Origin of the sequence: Phormidesmis priestleyi ULC007 (assembly GCF_001895925.1) — a bacterium.
Classification (GTDB): domain Bacteria; phylum Cyanobacteriota; class Cyanobacteriia; order Leptolyngbyales; family Leptolyngbyaceae; genus Phormidesmis_A; species Phormidesmis_A priestleyi_A.
Genome location: NZ_MPPI01000010.1, coordinates 70,993 through 92,049 on the forward strand (window position 1 = coordinate 70,993; position 21,057 = coordinate 92,049).

12 protein-coding genes are annotated in these 21,057 nt (G+C 49.9%); 9 read left to right on the forward strand and 3 right to left on the reverse strand.

Translation table 11 applies throughout. The features are described 5' to 3' along the window. Positions 1–97: 97 nt before the first annotated feature. The 7 genes from carB to BRW63_RS10965 all read left to right on the forward strand — a co-directional run bounded on the left by carB (position 98) and on the right by BRW63_RS10965 (position 10,196). A complete protein-coding gene (gene carB / locus BRW63_RS10935; protein ID WP_073071063.1) occupies positions 98–3,328 on the forward strand; it encodes a carbamoyl-phosphate synthase large subunit in 3,231 nt (1,076 codons plus the stop codon). 703 nt (positions 3,329–4,031) lie between these two features. After that, the gene (locus tag BRW63_RS10940) at positions 4,032–4,988 is read left to right on the forward strand and encodes an RNA polymerase sigma factor, RpoD/SigA family (RefSeq protein ID WP_073071065.1); all 957 of its coding nucleotides are present in this window, start codon (positions 4,032–4,034) and stop codon (positions 4,986–4,988) included. Positions 4,989–5,101: 113 nt separating this feature from the next. After that, on the forward strand, positions 5,102–5,440 hold the full coding sequence (locus BRW63_RS10945) for a DUF760 domain-containing protein (protein ID WP_073071066.1): 339 nt from the start codon (positions 5,102–5,104) through the stop codon (positions 5,438–5,440). Between the two features lie 50 nt (positions 5,441–5,490). Further along, positions 5,491–6,630: an A/G-specific adenine glycosylase gene (mutY, locus tag BRW63_RS10950; protein ID WP_317615811.1), complete on the forward strand. Its 1,140-nt coding sequence runs from the start codon at positions 5,491–5,493 to the stop codon at positions 6,628–6,630. 27 nt (positions 6,631–6,657) lie between these two features. Further along, entirely contained in the window at positions 6,658–6,921 is a 264-nt protein-coding gene (gene grxC / locus BRW63_RS10955; protein WP_073071068.1) for a glutaredoxin 3, read from the forward strand. Positions 6,922–6,951: 30 nt separating this feature from the next. Beyond that, positions 6,952–7,923, forward strand: a complete 972-nt coding sequence (gshB, locus tag BRW63_RS10960; protein ID WP_073071069.1) for a glutathione synthase — start codon at positions 6,952–6,954, stop codon at positions 7,921–7,923. 77 nt (positions 7,924–8,000) lie between these two features. Then, positions 8,001–10,196: a CHASE2 domain-containing protein gene (locus BRW63_RS10965; RefSeq protein ID WP_073071071.1), complete on the forward strand. Its 2,196-nt coding sequence runs from the start codon at positions 8,001–8,003 to the stop codon at positions 10,194–10,196. Between the two features lie 19 nt (positions 10,197–10,215). On the opposite strand, the gene BRW63_RS10970 is transcribed toward BRW63_RS10965, so the two are convergent. Beyond that, positions 10,216–11,061: a universal stress protein gene (locus tag BRW63_RS10970; protein ID WP_073071073.1), complete on the reverse strand. Its 846-nt coding sequence runs from the start codon at positions 11,059–11,061 to the stop codon at positions 10,216–10,218. Positions 11,062–11,136: 75 nt separating this feature from the next. Here BRW63_RS10970 and BRW63_RS10975 point away from each other — a divergent pair, with 75 nt between their 5' ends. Beyond that, a complete protein-coding gene (locus BRW63_RS10975) occupies positions 11,137–11,679 on the forward strand; it encodes an acyl-CoA thioesterase (protein WP_083582852.1) in 543 nt (180 codons plus the stop codon). Between the two features lie 99 nt (positions 11,680–11,778). Here the strand turns inward: BRW63_RS10975 and BRW63_RS10980 are convergent, their stop codons facing one another. Next, positions 11,779–12,945, reverse strand: coding sequence for a cysteine desulfurase family protein (locus tag BRW63_RS10980; RefSeq protein WP_073071075.1), 1,167 nt, complete (start codon positions 12,943–12,945; stop codon positions 11,779–11,781). Positions 12,946–13,191: 246 nt separating this feature from the next. On the opposite strand from BRW63_RS10980, the gene BRW63_RS10985 reads away from it, so the two are divergent. Then, entirely contained in the window at positions 13,192–14,841 is a 1,650-nt protein-coding gene (locus BRW63_RS10985) for a phospholipase D-like domain-containing protein (RefSeq protein ID WP_083582854.1), read from the forward strand. A 63-nt stretch (positions 14,842–14,904) separates the two neighbouring features. Here the strand turns inward: BRW63_RS10985 and BRW63_RS10990 are convergent, their stop codons facing one another. Further along, positions 14,905–20,844 carry a hybrid sensor histidine kinase/response regulator gene (locus tag BRW63_RS10990; RefSeq protein WP_073071076.1) on the reverse strand — a complete coding sequence of 1,980 codons (5,940 nt, stop codon included), beginning with the start codon at positions 20,842–20,844 and terminating at the stop codon, positions 14,905–14,907. Between the last annotated feature and the right edge of the window lie 213 nt (positions 20,845–21,057).

Consider the following 21,057-nt stretch of genomic DNA (forward strand, 5'->3'; position numbering starts at 1 on the left):
AATCAGCAAATCTTCGGAATGGATAAAGCCGTAACAATTCTGTAAATGAAAGCCTCTACAATGAGTTGGATTTAAACTCAACGGCTTTAACTTCACTATGCCTCGTCGCCAAGACCTCCACAAAATTCTGCTCATCGGCTCCGGTCCTATTGTGATTGGGCAAGCCTGCGAATTCGACTATTCCGGTACTCAAGCCTGCAAAGCCTTGCGAGATGAAGGATATGAAGTGGTTCTGGTCAACTCAAACCCAGCGACCATCATGACCGATCCGGAAACCGCCGATCGTACTTACATTGAGCCGCTCACGCCTGAGATAGTCGCTCTGATTATCGAAAAAGAACGCCCCGATGCACTTTTACCCACGATGGGCGGACAAACCGCGCTCAATCTTGCCGTTACACTGGCGAAAAATGGGACGCTTGAGAAATACAACGTTGAACTGATTGGCGCAAAACTTCCGGCGATCGAGATGGCTGAAGATCGCAAGCTATTCAAAGAGGCAATGGGGCGAATCGGAGTCGCCGTGTGTCCGTCTGGTCTGGCAGAAACCCTAGAAGAATCCCGCGAGATTGGGCAGCAGATCGGCAGTTATCCCTTAATTATTCGTCCTGCCTACACGATGGGCGGCACCGGGGGCGGCATTGCCTATAACCAGAAGGAGTTTGAGGAAATCGCCCAGACGGGTTTAGATGCCAGCCCGGTGTCTCAGATTTTGATTGAGAAATCTCTGCTCGGCTGGAAGGAATATGAGCTAGAAGTGATGCGCGACCTCGCCGATAACGTCGTGATCATCTGCTCGATCGAGAACCTTGATCCGATGGGCATCCACACTGGTGACTCGATCACGGTGGCTCCGGCTCAGACGCTGACTGATAAAGAATATCAACGGTTACGAGACGCTTCGATCAAGATCATTCGCGAAATTGGGGTCGAGACAGGCGGATCAAACATCCAGTTTGCGATTAATCCGGTGACGGGTGAGTTAGTCGTGATCGAGATGAATCCGCGGGTGTCGCGCAGTTCGGCGTTGGCATCGAAAGCGACAGGGTTTCCGATCGCCAAGATGGCAGCAAAACTTGCGGTTGGCTACACGCTGGACGAAATTCCTAACGATATTACGAAGAAAACTCCTGCCAGTTTCGAGCCAACGATCGATTATGTCGTCACCAAGATTCCCCGCTTTGCCTTTGAGAAATTTAGCGGCTCGTCTCAGGTTCTAACCACGCAGATGAAGTCAGTGGGCGAGGCAATGGCGATCGGGCGCACCTTCCAAGAGTCTTTTCAAAAGGCACTTCGTTCATTAGAAACCGGACGAGCGGGTTGGGGCTGCGATCGTTCAGAAAAGCTCCCCAGCCTCGAACAAATTCGGGCAGGACTTCGCACTCCAAACCCCGATCGCATCTTCACCGTACGCCACGCGATGCAAATGGGTATGACGGTTGATGAAATTTTTGAGCTAACCAACATCGATCCCTGGTTTTTAGACAAGATGCAAGACTTGCTAGAGACTGAAAAGCTGCTCAAACGCACGACCCTGAAAAGTCTCGACAAAGCCAAGATGTATCACATCAAACGGCAAGGATTTAGCGATCGTCAAATCGCCTTTGCCACCAAAACCCATGAAGATGAAGTGCGGGCTTACCGCAAATCTCTCGGTGTGATCCCCGTCTATAAAACCGTAGACACCTGCGCGGCTGAATTCGAGGCGCTGACTCCTTACTACTACTCCGCCTACGAAGAAGAAACTGAAGTGCTTCCGTCCGATCGGCGCAAAGTCATGATCCTCGGAGGCGGGCCCAACCGCATCGGACAGGGCATCGAGTTTGACTATTGCTGCTGTCACGCTTCTTTCTCGCTCGGTGCCGATGGATTTGAGACGATCATGGTCAACTCCAACCCCGAAACCGTCTCGACCGACTATGACACCAGCGATCGACTCTATTTTGAGCCGCTGACTAAAGAAGATGTCTTAAACATCATCGAAGCTGAGAATCCTGAAGGCGTAATTATCCAATTTGGCGGACAAACCCCACTCAAGCTGGCGGTTCCCCTACAAGAAGCGCTGAAGTCGAACCCACAAACCAAAATTTGGGGCACTTCACCTGACTCGATCGACACTGCCGAAGATCGAGAGCGGTTTGAAAAGATCTTGCGCCAACTCAACATTCAGCAACCTCCTAACGGACTCGCCCGCAACTATGAAACCGCGCGGGAAGTCGCTCAAAAAATCCAATATCCCGTTGTCGTTCGTCCTAGCTATGTGTTGGGCGGTCGAGCGATGGAGATCGTTTATTCGGATGCCGAGCTAGAACACTATATGAGCTATGCCGTGCAGATCGAACCCGACCACCCGATTTTGATCGACCACTTTTTAGAGAACGCGATCGAGGTCGATGTAGACGCGATCGCGGATATGACGGGTCAAGTCGTGATCGGTGGCATCATGGAACACATCGAACAGGCAGGCATTCACTCTGGAGATTCTGCCTGCTCGATTCCTTCCTTTACCTTGTCGGAACCCGTGCTGGATCAGATTCGCACTTGGACGATCGCGCTTGCCAAAGCCCTCAAAGTCATCGGCTTGATGAATATTCAGTTTGCCGTGCAGGGCGATCAGGTGTTTATTCTCGAAGCGAATCCTCGTGCATCGCGCACCGTGCCCTTTGTGTCGAAAGCGATCGGACATCCTCTCGCCCAAATTGCCGCCCGTGTGATGTCTGGCAAAACCCTCAAAGAACTTAACTTCACCGAAGAAATCATTCCCAAACATATTTCTGTCAAAGAAGCCGTTTTTCCTTTCGACAAGTTTCCGGGCACCGACACCATCCTGGGGCCCGAAATGCGATCGACCGGGGAAGTGATGGGCATCGATACCGACTTTGGCAAAGCCTTTGCTAAGGCAGAACTCGCCGCCAGTCAGCGATTACCTCTCAAAGGCACTGTGTTTGTATCGATGAACGATCGTGAAAAAGCGGCGGTCGTTCCAATCGTTAAAGATTTGATGAGTTTGGGCTTTAGCGTCGTTGCCACCGAAGGCACCCGCAAAGTCTTGATTGAGAACGGTTTAGAAGTTGAGTTAGTGCTCAAACTTCACGAGGGCAGACCTCACGTACTTGATTCGATTAAAAATGAGAAAATTCAACTCATTATTAATACCCCGACGGGCAAAGAAGCGTTGACCGACGATCGCCTGATTCGTCGCACCGCTTTGAGCTACAAGATTCCGATCATCACGACTATCGCTGGGGCAAAAGCTACGGCGGCAGCCATTCGGTCGTTACAATCTCAGCCGCTGACGGTGCGATCGCTGCAAGAATATCTTCAATAGCAAAAAATCGGAAACACCGTATCAGAGCGTCTTTGATCATTTGGATCAAAGACGCTCTGACCCCTGTAGAGTTAACTTTAAGTTTCTTCTTTTTCTCTTCCGATTCATTTTGTGTTATGGAAGTTACACTAAAACTACAGGCTTCTACCACTAGGCAGATGTGACTTTCTACCTAATCAGAGTATTTCTATAAGATGCGTCACTCAAACTGAGCAGACCTTTAAACTCGATTAAAATAACGCCAAAAAACTTAATAGCGCATTGAGAACTCACAATCGACTTCTACACCGTTCTGATATCTGTGAGATTCTGTTTCAAAAGATGCATTCATAAAATTGGTTTCTGGGTAGGCTGCCGATACGCTAGAGAGTTTACGCAAACTAGCCACTCTCCCTCTTTGAACCCTTGAAGTAAAGGAATATCTCTCAGGATCTTTACTTTTGTTAACAAACTCAGACATAATCTTAATAAAGCAACACCCCCCATTTACCTCAACCGAGAGGCACTTCATCAGCCCTTGAAAGGGATAAACCTAAACGCTGCTACCTAGAAGAATGAGTTCCTAACTTGCATCTAAATTTGAGGCATCTGACGCTCTGAAATCGCTCAACGACGCTTCTCTGCACCTGCCTGTTAGGGATGCGATCGTTCTCAGACTGCTCACGAATACTTATAATCCGTCATTTCTATCCCATCCAGTGTTATGAAGACAGCCCAGACTCCCACTGACTCCGTTCGTGCTTACCTGCGTGAAATTGGTCGTGTTCCCCTTCTCTCCCACGAGCAGGAGATTCTCTACGGCAAGCAGGTTCAGCGACTCTCGTTGATCAACCATATTAAAGAAGAGATGGCTCTCATGCTGGGTCGCGAACCAAACCTATCGGAATGGTTACAGCAGATCGGGTTGTCTGAAGCCGAAATGCAGCAAACCGTTTCAGAGGGCGAAACTGCTAAACGTCGCATGGTAGAGGCAAATCTGCGGCTCGTCGTCTCTGTTGCCAAAAAATATACCAAGCGCAACGTAGACCTGATGGATCTGATCCAGGAAGGCACGATCGGCATGCAGCGCGGTGTTGAAAAGTTTGATCCCACTAAAGGCTATCGCTTTTCAACCTATGCCTACTGGTGGATTCGTCAGGCGATTACCCGCGCGATCGCCGAAAAAGGTCGCACCATTCGTCTTCCCATTCACATTACCGAAAAGCTCAACAAAATTAAGAAGGCCCAACGAGCGCTGACTCAAAAACTAGGACGGGCTGCTACGGCTGCGGAACTGGCGATCGAACTCGAACTAACTCCTCGACAGGTTCGTGAATATCTAGAGCGGGCCCGCTCTCCGCTCTCTCTCGATTTGCGCGTTGGCGACAATCAAGACACCGAACTGGGCGAACTTCTCGAAGACACCGGGCCGTCTCCAGAAGATTTTGCGGCCCAAACCGCACTCCGCAACGATCTTGAGACTCTGATGGCAGATCTAACCCCGCAGCAGCGAGAAGTGTTGGCGTTGCGTTTTGGTCTAGAAGACGGAAAAGCCCTGACTTTGGCGAAAATTGGCGACCAGCTTAACATCAGCCGTGAGCGAGTCCGTCAAATTGAACGCGAAGCACTCACCAAACTGCGGAAGCGCAAAGGCGATATGGGAGAGTATCTAGCAAGTTAGCCGTAGCATCCCCCCCTGTTTCGGTTCGGTTCCACCTACTTACATTGCCCGTTTCTATTGTTAAAGTAGGTTTAACAAAAGTTGATTCCGTCCTCTGACTGAGGTTGATAAACGTGAACGATACATCCAATCAAGTTCCAGAGTTCATCAAAAGCGGCGAGTCTGGGTTGCTGTGGCAATACGTCCAGTCTCTTAGCCCCGAAACGATCGCTCAACTCTCAAAGCCGTCTTCTGCCGATGTGTTTCAAGTCGTGGAACGCAACATCATTGGCTTACTGGGTGGTCTGCCTTCTGATAATTTCGATGTCACCATTACCACGAGCCGTGAGCATCTAGGTCGGCTCTTGGCATCCGCGATGATGAGCGGTTATTTTCTTCGCAATGCCGAACAGCGCATGACGTTTGAAAAAGCCTTTCAAGTCGCTGAGTCTAACGCGTCTGACGAGCAGTAATTAGTTACGCCTACCCTGACTGCTAACGCCCCCATTTTGTGGTTCTTAATGTGAAATCTCATCAAATAGCGGTAGATCGCCCCGACGATCTGCCGTCTTTTGCTGTTTTGGAGTTACGGGCTGCTTTGCTCACCTGGTATTCTCAATCTGGACGCAATCTACCTTGGCGGCAAACGTGCGATCCCTACGCCATTTGGGTGTCTGAAATCATGCTTCAGCAGACTCAGGTGAAAACGGTAATCCCCTACTTCGATCGCTGGATGTTGCAATTTCCTACCATAGAAGCGATCGCGGCGGCAGATTTACAATCCGTTCTCAAAGCCTGGGAAGGATTGGGGTACTACGCTCGTGCCCGAAATCTGCATCGAGCCGCCCAAGACATTGTGCAGCAGCATGACGGAATTTTTCCCACTGAGTTAGATGCGGTGCTGGCTCTACCTGGAATTGGACGCACTACCGCCGGGGGCATTCTCAGTGCAGCCTTCAATCAGCCTTTAGCAATTCTGGATGGAAACGTTAAGCGAGTCTTGGCGCGGCTGATCGCGTTAGACGTTCCGATCGCTAAAGCTTTGCCGAGACTATGGAAGCTCTCCCAGGATTTAGTCGATCCGAAGCATGGGCGAGATTTTAATCAAGCTTTGATGGATTTGGGCGCGACGGTTTGTACGCCTCACAATCCCGCTTGTTTAGTTTGTCCCTGGCAAAGTCACTGTCAAGCTTACAATTTAGGAACTCAATCTCAGATTCCCATGTCAGAAACTCGTGCCCCTGTGCCTCACAAACAGATCGGTGTTGCTGTGATCTGGAACGATCGGGGGCAGATTTTGATCGATCGCCGTAAACCAGAGGGCTTGCTCGGCGGATTGTGGGAGTTTCCGGGCGGCAAAGTCGAAGCTGGGGAAACGATCGAGGCGTGCATTCAGCGCGAGATTCAAGAAGAGTTGGGCATTACGATCGCAGTCGGTGAGCGGTTAATCGTCGTCAATCATACCTACACTCACTTTCGAGTCACGCTCAACGTCCATCACTGCCGTTATTTGAGTGGAGACCCCCAGACGATCGCCTGTGATGAGATTCGTTGGGTCACGTTGGCAGAGCTTGATCAGTTTCCCTTTCCTAAGGCAAATCTGCAAATTATCGCGGCTTTGCGCCAGGGTGAAGCGCAATCATCCCGCGCTCCACTAAAATGAAGAAATATTGCTAATGCTGAGAAATTTATGGCTGCCAACGTTGAAATTTACATCTGGAGTACTTGTCCCTATTGCATTCGTGCCAAATCTTTGTTAGACCGCAAAGGCGTTGATTACACCGAATATAATCTCGACAGCGACGAACCCGGACGAGCAAAAATGTCTAAGCGGGCAAACGGCAACCGATCGGTGCCTCAAATTTTCATCAACGATCAATACATTGGCGGCTGTGACGATATTCACGCGCTCGATCGTCAGGGAAAACTAGACCCACTGCTGCAATCTAGCTAAAAAGATTTAGATCCGCTCAAGGACACTACTGTGAAATTTGCATTTATCATCGATTCCATTCATCGGCTCGACCCCACTCACGACACTAGCGTGGCCCTGATGGAAGCCGCCCAAGAGCTAGGACACGAGGTTTGGGTCACTCAGGCAAGTCGGTTAAGCGTGATCGATGGCAAAGCGTGGGCAGTTCTAGAGCCAGTGCAGCTAACCCCGGTGAAGTTAGTAGAGGGTCGTTGGGAGGCAGTTGAGTCTTGGTTCTCGCTTGACGCTCCGATTTTGCGCCCCCTCGAAGACATGGATATCGTGTTCATGCGCCCTGATCCGCCTGTCGATACCGCTTATCTCTATGCGACTTACATTCTCGACTACATCGATCCGGCTAAAACACGGGTGCTGAACTCGACTAATGGCATTCGATCGGCAAACGAGAAAATGTACGCGCTACAATTCACCGAAGCGATCCCCGAAACGATCGTCAGCCAAGACAAACAGGTGATTCGGCAGTTTTTAGAGAAAAAAGGAGCGGCGGTTCTCAAACCTTTGGGCGGCAAAGCGGGAGAAGGAATTCTGTTTTTAGAACCAAGCGATCGTAACTTCAACTCGCTGATTGAAATTAGTACGCTTCAAGGCAAACTGCCCGTAATGGTGCAAACCTATTTGCCAGAAGCCAAAGAAGGCGATAAGCGGATTATTTTACTCAACGGAAGCCCGATCGGAGCCGTCAATCGCATTCCAACCGGGACTGACTTTCGGGGCAATATGGCTGTGGGTGGACGAGTCGCAACCGTGGACATCACTGAACGCGAACACCAGATTTGCGCCCAACTTGCCCCCACCTTACAACGAGACGGACTCGTATTTGTCGGCATTGACGTGATTGGCGGCTATTTGACCGAGGTGAATGTCACTAGCCCAACTGGAATTCGCGAAGTCGATCGTCTGAGTAATGTCCGCATCGCTTACCAGGTGATTGAGTGGATTAAGCAGACCGATCAGAACCAATGATTTTTGAGTTGCTAAAGCTTATGACAAAATGCCTTACTTAAGATTAATTCAACGATGAGCTTTCCCAAAATCAGCCGATGGTGCAGTCCAATAAACGGCAAAAGCATAGCTGGACAGGGTTAACTCAAGCAGTCTGGGAGACAGGTAGAGTCTGGATCACTACTTGCGGAGTAGCAGGCTGCGTGATTGCGTTGCGCCTGACTGGGCTACTGCAACCCTGGGAGTTAGGCGCGTTAGATGAGTTTTTTCGGTTGCGCCCGCTAGAGCCAGTAGACGATCGCATTATCATCGTTGGGCTGAGTGAATCAGACTTGCGGCGGGTCAACTGGCCGATCTCAGACACAACGCTGACGCAGCTTCTTCAAAAAATTCAGTCAGCCCAACCGCGAGCGATCGGACTTGACTTTTATCGAGATTTGCCGACTGGAGCAGGTCAGCCAGAGTTGCTCAAAACGTTTCGCGAAATTCCTCACCTGGTTGGGATCGAGCAACTCAAAGATCGCGAAAGCGATGGCGTAGCTCCTCCTCCTGTCTTAGCCGAACTGGGGCAAGTCGGCTTTAATAATGTCATTCTTGACTCCGATCAAAAAGTTCGGCGAACATTTCTCTATTGGCGAAAGCAGTCAGACGGCAAAACCCATCAGAGTTTCTCCTTAAAGCTGGCGCTGGTTTATCTTAAAGAAATTGGCATTCAAGAACAAGCCGCCGCCGAAAATTCTCGATATCTGCGACTCGATCGAGCGGTGTTTCCCCAGTTTCAATCAAATGATGGTGTTTATGCTCAGGCAGACGATGGAGCCTATCAAATTCTGGCAAATTTTCGGGGCCCGGCGCATCACTTTCATACCGTTTCGGTAACAGACATTTTAGAAGGACGAGTCTCAGCAGAAAGATTGCGCGATCGCATTATCTTGATCGGCTCAACAGCAACCAGCCTCAAAGATTTTACCCCAACGCCCTACAGTAGTTCTTGGACAACCGCTTCAGAGTCAATGGCAGGGGTAGAGCTACAAGCCAACTTTATCAGCCAAATTATTAGCGCCACCCTAGACGGGCGAACCCTGCTCAAAGTTTGGGTTGAGCCTGGAGAATGGGTTTGGATCTGGGCTTGGGCATTGGTAGGAACTCACTTGAGTTGGCGATTACGATCGCCTCGACGCTCAATGATGGCGATTGGGGTTCTAGGGTTTGGGCTGACCATCGTTTGCTATCTGGCATTTTTAGGCGGTTGGGTGGTGCCGCTGGTGCCGCCGCTGGTTGCATTATCGGTGTCAGCGATCGTGGTTATCAGCAATATCGCCCACTCAGAAGAAGAACTCAAGCGATCGAAAGAATTTCTGCATCGCATCATTAATACGATTCCTGACCCGATTTTTGTGAAAGACAAAAATCATCGTTGGATTGTCTTAAACGAAGCCTATTCAAGACTTTTAGGAAGACCGATCGAGGAGTTAGTGGGCAAATCTGATGATCAAGTGTTTTCTCAACACGAAGCAAATGTTTTTAAGCAGCAAGATGAACTCGTTTTTAAGTATCAAACCGAAGTCGAACACGAAGAAGAATTTACTAGCTCAAATGGAGTAACGTATCAGATTGCAACTAAGCGATCGCTGCACAAAGATGCAGCCGGAAATCTATTTTTAGTTGGCGTTATTCGAGATATTACCCAACGCAAAACGATTGAAGAAGAGTTGCGGCGCACTGCGGCAGAGTTATTGCGATCGAATGCAGAGTTGCGCCTGTCTCAAGACCGTCTAAACCACCTGGCAAACCACGATGCTCTCACCGGGTTGCCCAACCGCATCCTGCTTTATGAGCGGCTTATCGAATGTCTAGCGTGGGCAAACCTCAACACTCAAATGGTGGCATTAATGTTTCTAGATCTAGACGGGTTTAAGAAAATTAATGACACGCTTGGGCATGGAGTTGGAGATGTAGTTTTGCAAGCAGTGGCGAAACGGCTCAATGGCTCTTTAAGAACGAGTGACCTGGTAGCTCGGTTCGGCGGAGACGAGTTTGTGATTATTTTACCTGCGGTTCCAAACGTGCCGGATGTGGCACGAGTTGCTGAAAAGATTCTGACTACACTTTCTCAAGCATTTGCCATTTCAAATCAAACAATTTTTGTGACTACGAGCATCGGAATTAGTATTTTCCCCTCCGATGGGGAAGAGGCTGATCTGCTAATTCAGCAAGCAGATGAGGCGATGTATCAGGCAAAAGAGTTAGGCAAAAATCAATACAGATTTGCGTCAACAGTTAGCGAATTATGACTGTTGACGCAAATTATTCTTAAGCCGCCGTCCGAGTTAGCAGCACTGGGCAATTGGCATAAACCCGCACATAGTCAGAGAGAGATGTGCCTAACAAGCGATCGAGATCAGGCAAACCCTTCGCGATCGAGGGGCGACGATCGGGCGAACCGAGCATCAGCAAATCTGCTTTGTTATCTTCTGCAAGGCAACAGAGCACCTCTCCAGCTTTTCCTGAAGCCAAAATAGAGCGATAGGCAACGCCTGCTTTTTTCGCCTCAGAAGCCGCTGCCGCTAAACTCGGCTCTTTTTCTGCGTCGGCTCCTGTTTTTTCACCTTTCCTGGTGTCAGCGTCAGCGTGTACCAGGAGCAACTGTCCTCCCTTAATGTCGCGAATCAGTGATAACGCCAGCTTTAGAGATTGCTTAGAGGCAGCAGAACTGTCGATCGCCACCATAATCCGATTAATCTTGCGGACATAAATTTCATCTTTGACCAGCAGCATCGGACTCGATGACAACTGAAAAACATACTGACTGACAGAGTTTTCTAAAATCGAGACTAGCCGCTTTAAGCCACGAGACCCCATGATAATCAGGTCAGTGTTGAGTTCTTCGGCAACCTTGCAAACGACATCTTTGGGTTCTCCCTGACGCAAGACGGCAGCCACGTGATCAGAGTCTAAATTGAGAGACTGAATTGCCTTTGCCAGCACTCTGCCGCCCTCTTCCCACTTTTCAGCCATTACATCCGCAGAAACCTGAGCCGGAACCACATGCAGCACAGTCACAAACGCCCGTTGAATTGCCGGAATCTCCAGCAGCGCTTTCAGCATCGCTTCAGCTTGTCCAGTTCCAGAGTCAGCCAGTAAAATTTTTTCTATCATAAGGTTGCCTCATTAGTTAATCGCCTCTGATCGTATTTAAGATCGCGGGCTTGACCCATTTTGCAAAATGTTGCAATGGTTCACAATTGGCGGCTAAATGGCAACGGGCGTAAAATACGATCGGTGATTTTTACAAGGGTGGATGACGTGTCACAACCGCAACTATCGACCACTAACATTATTCAGCCTGAACTGCAAGTCGCTTCGATCGATTGGTTCGACTATCCGGTGAGAGCCTTTCCACACCACACTGATTATGCAGGGATGGTGTGGCACGGCACGTTTTTAACCTGGCTAGAAGAGGCGCGGGTTGAATGTCTGCGATCGATGGGCGTTGACTTTGCCGAACTGGTGGCCCTGGGCTGTAATTTGCCCGTTGTAGAGTTATCGATTCGCTATCATCAGCCAATTCAGATGGGGATGGATGCGATCGTCAAAACTCGCATCGCTGACATGGAGGGTGTTCGCATCAACTGCGACTCTCAAATTCAGTCTTTAGAGGGCGACGTTCTTTTTGCAACGGCACGAGTGACGCTGGTTGCGGTTGACCTGGCAAAAGGCAAAATTATGCGCCAATTGCCGTCGGCGGTGAAAGATGCGCTGATGAAAAATTTTTGAGAACGATCGATCGCGAGAGGACACGGTGTGCCATGTCCCTACCCGTGCCCATTGCCCTTGCAAATAACTGATATTATTTAATCTGTGATCTTGATCTCATCAGACCCTTAACAGAACAGGCTGCGGCGTGAGTCGAGCCAAAACCTGCTTGAGAACCATTGCAGTCCAATCAATATCGGCTAGGGTGGTGTCGCGTCCTAAAGTGAGGCGAATTCCTGATTTGGCTAGACGATCGCTATAGCCCATCGCAACCAAAATCGGACTTGGTACTAGCTTGCCGCTATGACAGGCAGATCCCGCACTGATGCCGATTCCTGCCAGGTTCATTTGCCGCACTAACGTCTTGCCATTCAGGGTTTCTCCATCAGCATTGTGTAGAGAAAAGCTGAGGTGATGAGGGAGACGATTCCAACGATCGCCCGTCGGCACCAAGCCCGGTGCATCGGCAAGCAGATCAAACAGCCGCTCTCGGAGTTGTAATAAGCGAGGCGCTTCGATCGCCATTTCTTGAACTGCCAACTCAGCCGCCATGCCAAACCCAGCGATCGCGGGCATCGCCTGAGTGCCCGATCGCAGCTTTGATTCTTGCCCACCTCCGCTCAAAAGCGGCACTAATTCAACCCCTGGACGGACATAGAGCGCTCCTGCTCCCTGCGGCCCATAGAGTTTGTGGCTAGAGAGAGACAGCAGATCGATTGGGAGTTGCTGCACGTTGAGCGATAGCCGCCCTGCCACTTGCACTGCATCGGTATGAAATAAAGCGCCCTGATCACGAACCATCTGGCTCAGTTGGGCGATCGGCTGAATTGTTCCCACCTCACTTTGCCCGTAAATGATCGACACCAGCACAGTGTTAGGGCGCAAAGCTGCCTGAAGCGCGATCGGGTTGACTCGTCCCGATGAGTCTACGTTGAGCCGCGTCACTTGCCAGCCCCACTGTTCTAGAAGCTGCACAGGCTCGGTGATCGCTGAATGTTCGACGCTGGAAATAATCATGTGCTGCGGCGTAGTGTAGTTTCGTGCCACGCCCATCACTGCCAAATTGTTTGATTCGGTACCTCCAGAGGTAAACACGATCGTTTCTGGCGGAGCATTGAGCAACCGTGCTACCTGAACTCTTGCCCGTTCTAGCAATGTGGCTGCCTGTTGCCCCCAAGCATGAAGACTCGAAGGATTTCCCCACTGTTCGGCTAAAACTTTTTGCATCAGCGCGATCGCCTCTGGGCGAGTGGGGGTGGTGGCGCTGTAATCCAAATAGATTTGCATAAGTCAATAAGCAGCAGAACAGGTGAGCAGAGATCTCGATATGTAAGGGCATGGCACGGCAGTGCCCATCGTCCTTGCAAGTAACCGATATTTTTAATCCACGATCATTAATAGAATCACAGACTGATCGAAGAACCGTATTTCTCTTTGGGTACGCTACGAATAGGTTTTTTTGCTTCAGATCTCTCAATTTAGCCTATCGTGCGTCCAATCTTCTCCCTCTCCCGGAATCTCTATTGTGCTGCCTTGGCACTTGGCTTAGTCGCCTGTCAGCCAGCTCAACCTCAGCCATCTCGTCCGACCCTGCTTCCTCAAGATCCGCGAGTCCAGGTTTACACCAACCATGAGCCTGCGTCGCAATATACAGAGCCTTATCGCAAACAAACCCGATCGGGTGATGACCTTGAACAAATTATTGTGGAGGCGATCGCATCGGCTCAAACGAGTGTTGAAGTTGCCGTTCAAGAATTTCGCTTGCCCAAAATCGCCAAAGCGTTGAGCGATCGTGCTCAAGCTGGTGTGAAGGTGCGGGTCATTCTCGAAAATAGCTATTCACGCCCAGTTAGCAGCATTCGTGCTGATGAAATTGCCAAGCTACCAGAGCGGGAGCGCGATCGCTATGGTGAATCTCTGAAGCTCATTGATCAGAACGGCGACGGACAGCTTAGTCCGACCGAGATTAATCAGGGCGATGCGCTGGTGATGCTCGACAACGCCAAAATTCCTCGCCTTGACGATACGGCGGGTGGAACACGCGGCAGTAATTTGATGCACCACAAATTTGTGATTGTAGATGGACACACGATCGTCGTCACCTCCGCCAACTTTACGCCGTCAGACGTTCACGGCGACTTTAAGACGCTCACGAGTCGCGGCAATGCTAACAATCTGCTCAAAATTGATAGCCCAGAGTTAGCAACTCTCTTTACACAAGAATTTAATCTCATGTGGGGCGACGGCCCTGGAGGCAAACCAGATAGTTTGTTTGGGATCAAGAAGCCGCATCGCGCTCCCCAGCAAGTGCAGGTAGGAGACACCACGATCGAGATACAATTCTCACCTTCAGCCTCATCTCTGCCCTGGGAGCAAACCACAAATGGGTTAATTGGCAAAACTCTGAGTCAAGCTAGCCAATCGATCGAGATGGCACTGTTTGTCTTCTCAGATCAGCCACTGGCGAATTTGCTGGATATTCAACATCAGAAAGGGGCACAAATTAAAGCGCTAATTGAGCCTAGCTTTATGTTTCGACCCTACAGCGAAGGATTGGATATGCTGGGCGTTTCGCTAGGTGACACCTGCAAGCTCGACCCCGATAATCGCCCCTGGCAAACTCCAATTACGACAGTGGGGGTGCCCCGCTTACCTCCCGGTGACTTACTGCATCACAAATTTGGCATCGTGGATGGACAGACGGTGATTACAGGCTCTCATAACTGGACGATCGCCGCCAATCAGGGCAACGACGAAACCCTGCTAGTGATTCACAGTTCGCTGGTGGCGGCACATTTTCAGCGCGAGTTTAACCGCCTCTATACAGATGCAATTTTAGGGGTGCCGCCTGCGATTCGTCGCAAAGTCGAAACTTATCAACAACAGTGCGGAAAGCCGACAACGCCGCCCCCGATCGCTCCCGTTTCCAAGCAACGAGACACGCCTGCAAAACCTCAAAAATCTGCCCCGCAGAAGTCTGCTGAAACGATCAATCAACCCGTAAATCTGAATAGTGCCACTCAAGCAGAACTAGAAGCACTGCCAGGAGTCGGACCCGGTTTAGCAAAGCGGATTATTACCGCCCGTCAACAAAAGCCCTTCGTCTCTCTAGAAGATTTCGATCGAGTCTCCGGTGTCGGGCCTAAATTGCTTGAAAAATTGCACGATCGAGTCACCTGGTAAAAATCAAAAAAGGGATGGGGGTTTAGCCCATCCCTTTCAGAAGTTAGCAAAATTCAGGGTTTGCTATTGTCGATTATTGACAATCAGAATCTCTCCCTTCAGCATTCGTTGAGCCGCATCCAAGAGCGCTTCTTCTAGATAAGGCTTCGTAAAGTAGCCACTTGCTCCCAGAGATGCTGCCATTTGACGGTGACGATCGGCACCACGAGAAGTCAACATCGCGATCGGAAGACTGCTGAGATTTGGGTCTTTCTGAATTCGTGAAAGCAGTTCTAAGCCATCCATTCTAGGCATCTCAATATCGCAGAACACGATATCACAAGGCAATCCTGCTCTCAGTTTCTCCCAAGCCTCTTGACCGTCGCGGGCTTGCTCGACTCGATAGCCAACTTTGTTGAAGGTCATTGACAGCAGTTCGCGCACTGTGATCGAGTCGTCCACAATCAGCACCGTCGGCTCGGTCTTCATGGTGATCGTATCGTTGGACTGTGCTGCACCTTGATCCCACATGGTGCCGACATCGCGACGAATTCGACCCATCGAAAGATCGATCAGTTCTAACACGTCTGCGATCGGCATAATTCGACCATCGCCTAGTACGGTTGCCCCGGCTACCCCGATCGGCTTGGGTATGGGGCCCTCTAGTTGCTTGATCACGATTTCTTGTTCGCCCAAGACTTGATCGACCTGGAGCGCCAGATAGTTGCCTGCACTGCGGAGGACTACCACAGACACCATATCGTCTTCTTGATTGCCGCCATAAACATTGCCTCGGCTGAGATGGCGGTTATAGCCCAGTAGCTCAGTCAAAGGGCGTAACGTTAGAACAGAGTCTCGCCAAGCGATCGCCGGATTTCCTTCTGCATTGGTTTGAATGCGATCTTTAGGAATGTCGAGCATATCTTCCACCCCATCCATTGGGAAGGCAACGCGGGCCCGATCGCTGACACAGCATAAAGCTTTCGAGATGCTGAGGGTGAGCGGCAGCCGCACCGTAAAGGTTGTGCCCTTATTCATGGCTGAGTCAGTGTTGATGACTCCCCGAATTTCACTCAGACTGGTACGCACCACATCCATGCCCACTCCTCGACCTGAGAAGTCATCTGCCTGGTCTTTAGTGGTAAAGCCGGGATGGAAGAGAAGATCATAGATATCCAGCCGCGCCATCGATTTAGATTCGGCTGACGTGATCAGCCCTTTCTCGATCGCTTTTACTTTCACCCGCTCAATATCGACTCCTGCACCGTCATCTGACACCGAAATCACGGTCTGGTTTCCCTGGTGAAAGGCCCGAATCGTAATCTGACCGATCGGAGATTTTCCGGCTGCTCGCCGCACCTCTGGGGTTTCAATTCCGTGAGTGATGGCGTTATTAACTAGATGAGTCATTGGATCATAGAGGTGTTCCAAAATCATCTTGTCAATCAGAGTTTCGCGACCTTCAATCACCAGTTCTGCTTGTTTGCCACACTTCATTGCGATGTCACGCACGGCGCGAGGCAGCCGATCGGCAGTTTGGGCAAACGGCACCATGCGAGAGCGAGTCAGCCCTTCTTGCAGTTGCGTCGTCACCTGCCGGAACATCCGGGTGACTTGATCGGTTTCATCGACGATAAACCCAATGTCAGAAGCAGATTCTCGGACTCGCACAATCAACTCAATCATCTCCTGCGAGAGCGAGTGAAAGCCCGTAAAGCGATCCATCTCTAGCGGGTCATATTCCACTTCAGAGGAATTGTTTGGGGTGATGGCGCTGTCTCGCCTCGAAGCTCCAAAAATGGAAGACGTGCGTTGACTGCGGCTGGCAAGCAGAGAACTTTCTAAGAGCGATCGCTCATACAAGTCCTGCATTCGCTGACCGACATCACTCAACTGCTGAACCTGATAGAGCAGGTTATCGAGCGATTGCCGCATCCGTTCCTGGTCTTGCTCTAAACTATTTCGGTTAACGACTAATTCCCCGACCAGGTTGCTGAGGTTATCCAGGTGCTTAACCGGAACCCGCATCGTCTGTTCACTGAGTCCTTTTCCAGGTCGATTGGTTCGTCGCCCTGATTGAACACTGCTGAGACCTTTTGCTGATGGGGTTCCTCCCATCGTTTTGTCAGCGTCTTCCAGCATCTTCTCTAGATCGTCAAACTCCAGGTCAGAGTCGCTGGCGTAGGCTGAGAAATCTGTCTGAGACGTAGCAGCTAATGGCTCAGGTGCGTTTGCTAAGAGAGATTCGAGGTCGTCAAAGCTTTCGGATGTTGATTGCTCTATGGTGGATGACCGATGATCACCTAGCAAAGCATTCAGGTCATCGAACTCGTCTAATTCGGCGGATGGCGCATCGAGTCGCGGGTCTAGGTTTGCGGCTTCAACCAACGGATCAGCCGCCGCTTCACCAAATAAGCCATCTAAATCATCAAAGTTCTCAGTATCGGAGGTTTCAGACAGATCTAAAAGGTCGTCACTCAAGAAATCATCTAAGTCGCCAAGCTCGCTGTCAGCTTCTGCGTTGGCTTCTGGCTCAGAAGTCTCTGACCCTAGAAGGGCATCTAATTCAGCCTCGTCGCTAGATTCATCGGGTCGGTGAGAAGCCGCCATTGCCGCCCCTAGAGAGGCAACTGACGCAGCCGCAATGCCTGCCCCAAGGAGAGGATTGAACCCAGAATTATCAGCCGCTTCGGTGGGGGAAGCGTCGGTTTCAGGTTGTTCAGAATCATCAAAACTCTCTAAATCGAAGGCAGAATCCTGTAGGTCGAGTTCTAAATCGCTAGACAGAGGATCTGAGAGTTCTGCTTCGGATGTTATGGGTTCTGAACCCTCAGAGAATAAATCAAAGTCTGCCTCATTCAAACTGTCTGGAGATTCTAGAGATAGCTCGTCTGAGTCAAGTCCGAAGAGGCTTTGTTCAGCGATCAGATCATCGGTCAGTTCTAACGACTCACTCTCTTCAGAGGAAACCATCCCAAACAGTTCATTTTCCAGGTTTAGGGCGGAGTCAAAAGGTGGATTTTCTGAGCGATCGTCACCCAACAAATCAAAGCCTAGTAGGTCTGCCTCTTCAGCCAAGCTTGAATCTAGCAAGTCATCTAAGCTATCTGAAGGGTCGCTAGTCGAAAGCAGATCAAAATCTAGTGCAGTCTCCTCCTCGGTTAAATCTAGACCCAGCAGATCGTCTAAATCGGTTGAAGGCTCGTCAGATTCAGCACCCTCACGCACGTGAGACGCTGGAGAATCGGCGATCGACTCCTCGCTGCCTTGCTCTGCTGTCATTGGAAAACCCAGAGAGTCTGTGGTTTCTAAATCTGAGGCTGGATCTTCAGCGAATAGCAGCCCCAAATCCTCCGAGTTTTCGTCAAACAAGCTGTCAAGCTCGTCGCTTGTCTCTAGTGCATTGAGATTCAAATCTAACGACTCTTCAGGCTGATCAAGGTTGAAGCCAAGTGAGGCTTCAGAGCCAAATAATTCTGCTAAGTCAGCGGGGTCTGATTCAGAATCAGTTTCTAAATTCAGTGAGAAAGGAGCTTCTACCGCAGGGGTTTCTTCCGGGCGATCGCTCAGGTTGATTTCATCTTCACTGCTCAACCCTAAGAAATCATTTAAATCAGTCAAGTCTGGTCTAGGTAAATCATTCGACCACAACTCACTGTCTTCTGCTAACAGATCTAAAACGTCTGGAGATGAGTTTAAGTCAAACTCAAAGTCACTATCAAACAACCCTGGCTCTCTATTGAGAGAATCTTCAGGCTCTAAAGCATCAATCTCTAATTCAAGCAGCGTTTCCTCGCTATCTTCACTATCTAGAAGACCTGTCAACAGATCGTCATCTGCTTCCGACACTTCTAGACTAGATGGAAGCTCACTGCCGAATAACGTTAAGTCTAATTCTGTGGAGTCGTCGCTTTCAGTCTCTGCAAACAGACTGTTAGAAAACTCTAAAGACTCCTCATCCGAAGTCGGTGTATCAGACCCAAAGTCTAGTCTCTCTAATTCAGCATCCAGATTTGGAGGCAATTCGGCTTCTAAACTTGGCTCAGATAGACTCCAAAGATCGTCTGTAAGTGAAAGATCGGCTGTCTCTGGATCAGGAGCCGTGAGAGGAAGGGCATCTAAACTGTCTAGAGAGGTCGCAGGTTCTTCAGTTAGACCAAAATCGAGATCAGCTAAATCTCCAAATGGATCATCTGCCAAAACACCGAGTCCGTTCTGGTTGTCTGATTTAAGGCGTGAGGCTGGCGGAGACTCCTCTACCTCCAAGTTTTCCCAGGGGTCTGCGATCGAGGCAGCAGGAGTCAGATCTTCATCTAACAGGCTGTCGAGATCTAGACCGTCAAAGCTCAAATCTGCATCCACTGTTGGGCTAGAGGCAGCGATCGGGTCACTCAAAGACTCCTCAAAGCTCAAATCTTCGTCATCTCGCTCGGCGAACAACTCACCCAGATCGCCTAATGGAGTTGCTTCGTCATCGGCTGGGGATGAAGCCGCTTCCAATGAATTATCTGAAGTCTCGCTGGCTAGATTGAGTTCGTCAAGGCTGTCTAAACTCAGATTATCAAAGAGATCGTCTGCGGAAGAAGTTGATCGCTCTTCAGGAGTGTCTAAATTGAATAGGTCAAAGTCTTCGTCGTCTGAGGCGGTTTCAAAGAAGAGGGTCGGCTCCACGATCGGCTCTGAATTCACTTCAGGATTAGATAATTCCTCTAAAAGATCATCTCCAAACAGGCTCGTTAGATCATCATCTGTGCTGTCAGCACTCGAAGGGGTGGCAGAATCAAACAATAAGTCCGAAAAGTCGCTGCTATCGCCTCCATCGGCTGCGCCCGTTAAATCAAACGTTGAAGATTGAGTGCTTCCAATCACCTCTTCTTCTTGCCAGGTGGCACCGAGATCAGGCATTTCGCCTTCAAACAAATCTGCCAAGCTGTTGAGTTCTGCCATACCCATTTCAGGGCCGTTACGATCGCCCGACTCAGATCCAGGGTCTTCTACTAAACGGCTGTCAGTGCCAGACTCAAACAAAGCAGCATCCAGGGTCAGATCGTCTAATTCCAAAACGTCTAGAGAATTGGGTTCAGCCGCAAAGTCTACTCCTGACAGATCCAGTTCATCGTCTGAATCAAGGAGGTCTGTCATAGCAAAGAAGTCTGACAGATCATCATCAACGGCTAATGGTAGTGCGGCATCAATCGGCACAAGAGCGATCAGTTGTTCACTGGGAACGACATCAGCCCCTCGACCTGCCAAAACAGACTCCTGGGCTTGCTTGAGGTCTCTAATCACGATCGGAGCCAAAGCCCGATAAGAATTGTTAAGATCGGCCATGGCGCGGCTTGCCAGATTCACCAAACTGCACCATTGATGGAGATCAAAGGCTTCGCCCGATCCCCTCAACTCTGTGCAAATTGCTTGAAGGCGATCGCGTCCATCAGGTAAGGTTTCCGCTTGCCTAAACAGTTGCAGCATCTCGCGCAATTGAGCAGGCACATCGTTTTGAAAAATTAACACCAAGGCGCTGTCTTGCGAGAACGTTGCGGGGGGCTTTGCGATCGTCCGCCGATCTGTAGCCGTAGCCGCGATCGTGGCTGCTCCTTGGCGCTCTAGCAGATTGAGATATTGCTGGAGTTCTTCAAAAACAGGCTCAACGCCTACCATAGTTGCATTAGAGGTTTCTTCGGTTAACCCAAACGGGCCCTGCAACTGCTCTAATAATTCTTGAAGCGTGTCAAACACCCGCAGCAGCAAAGTTTCTACGTTTTGATCGGGCTTGATTCCCGGAGTCTCCTTGAGAATTTTGAAGAAATCTTCTAAGCGATGCGAAGTCTTCTGAATGCTGCTCAGACCTAACATCGCGGCTCCACCTTTGACTGAGTGAGCCGCTCGAAAGACTTCATTGACCATTTCTGGATCTGCGATCGTGTTTTGCAGATTCAACAAACCCTGCTCAATGGTATTAAGGTGGTCTTTTGCCTCCTCAATGAAGTAGCCCATGATTCGCTGCTGTTGTTCTGGCTGCATCGCATTGTCCCTTTCTAGAGTGATGACCTCTGTTTAGACCCATTCTAATGAGTCATGCAGAGGAATCTTAGAGTAGATGATCTGAATCCGGGAGCTAAACTGTGAACCGAAGCCATCTAGGTCGGTGAACTAAAACTATTTGCACCGGTTTTGAGTAGATGGCTCTAGGGTAACTGACTTAACTAAAATAGAGGCTGCTATTTGCAAGCGCCT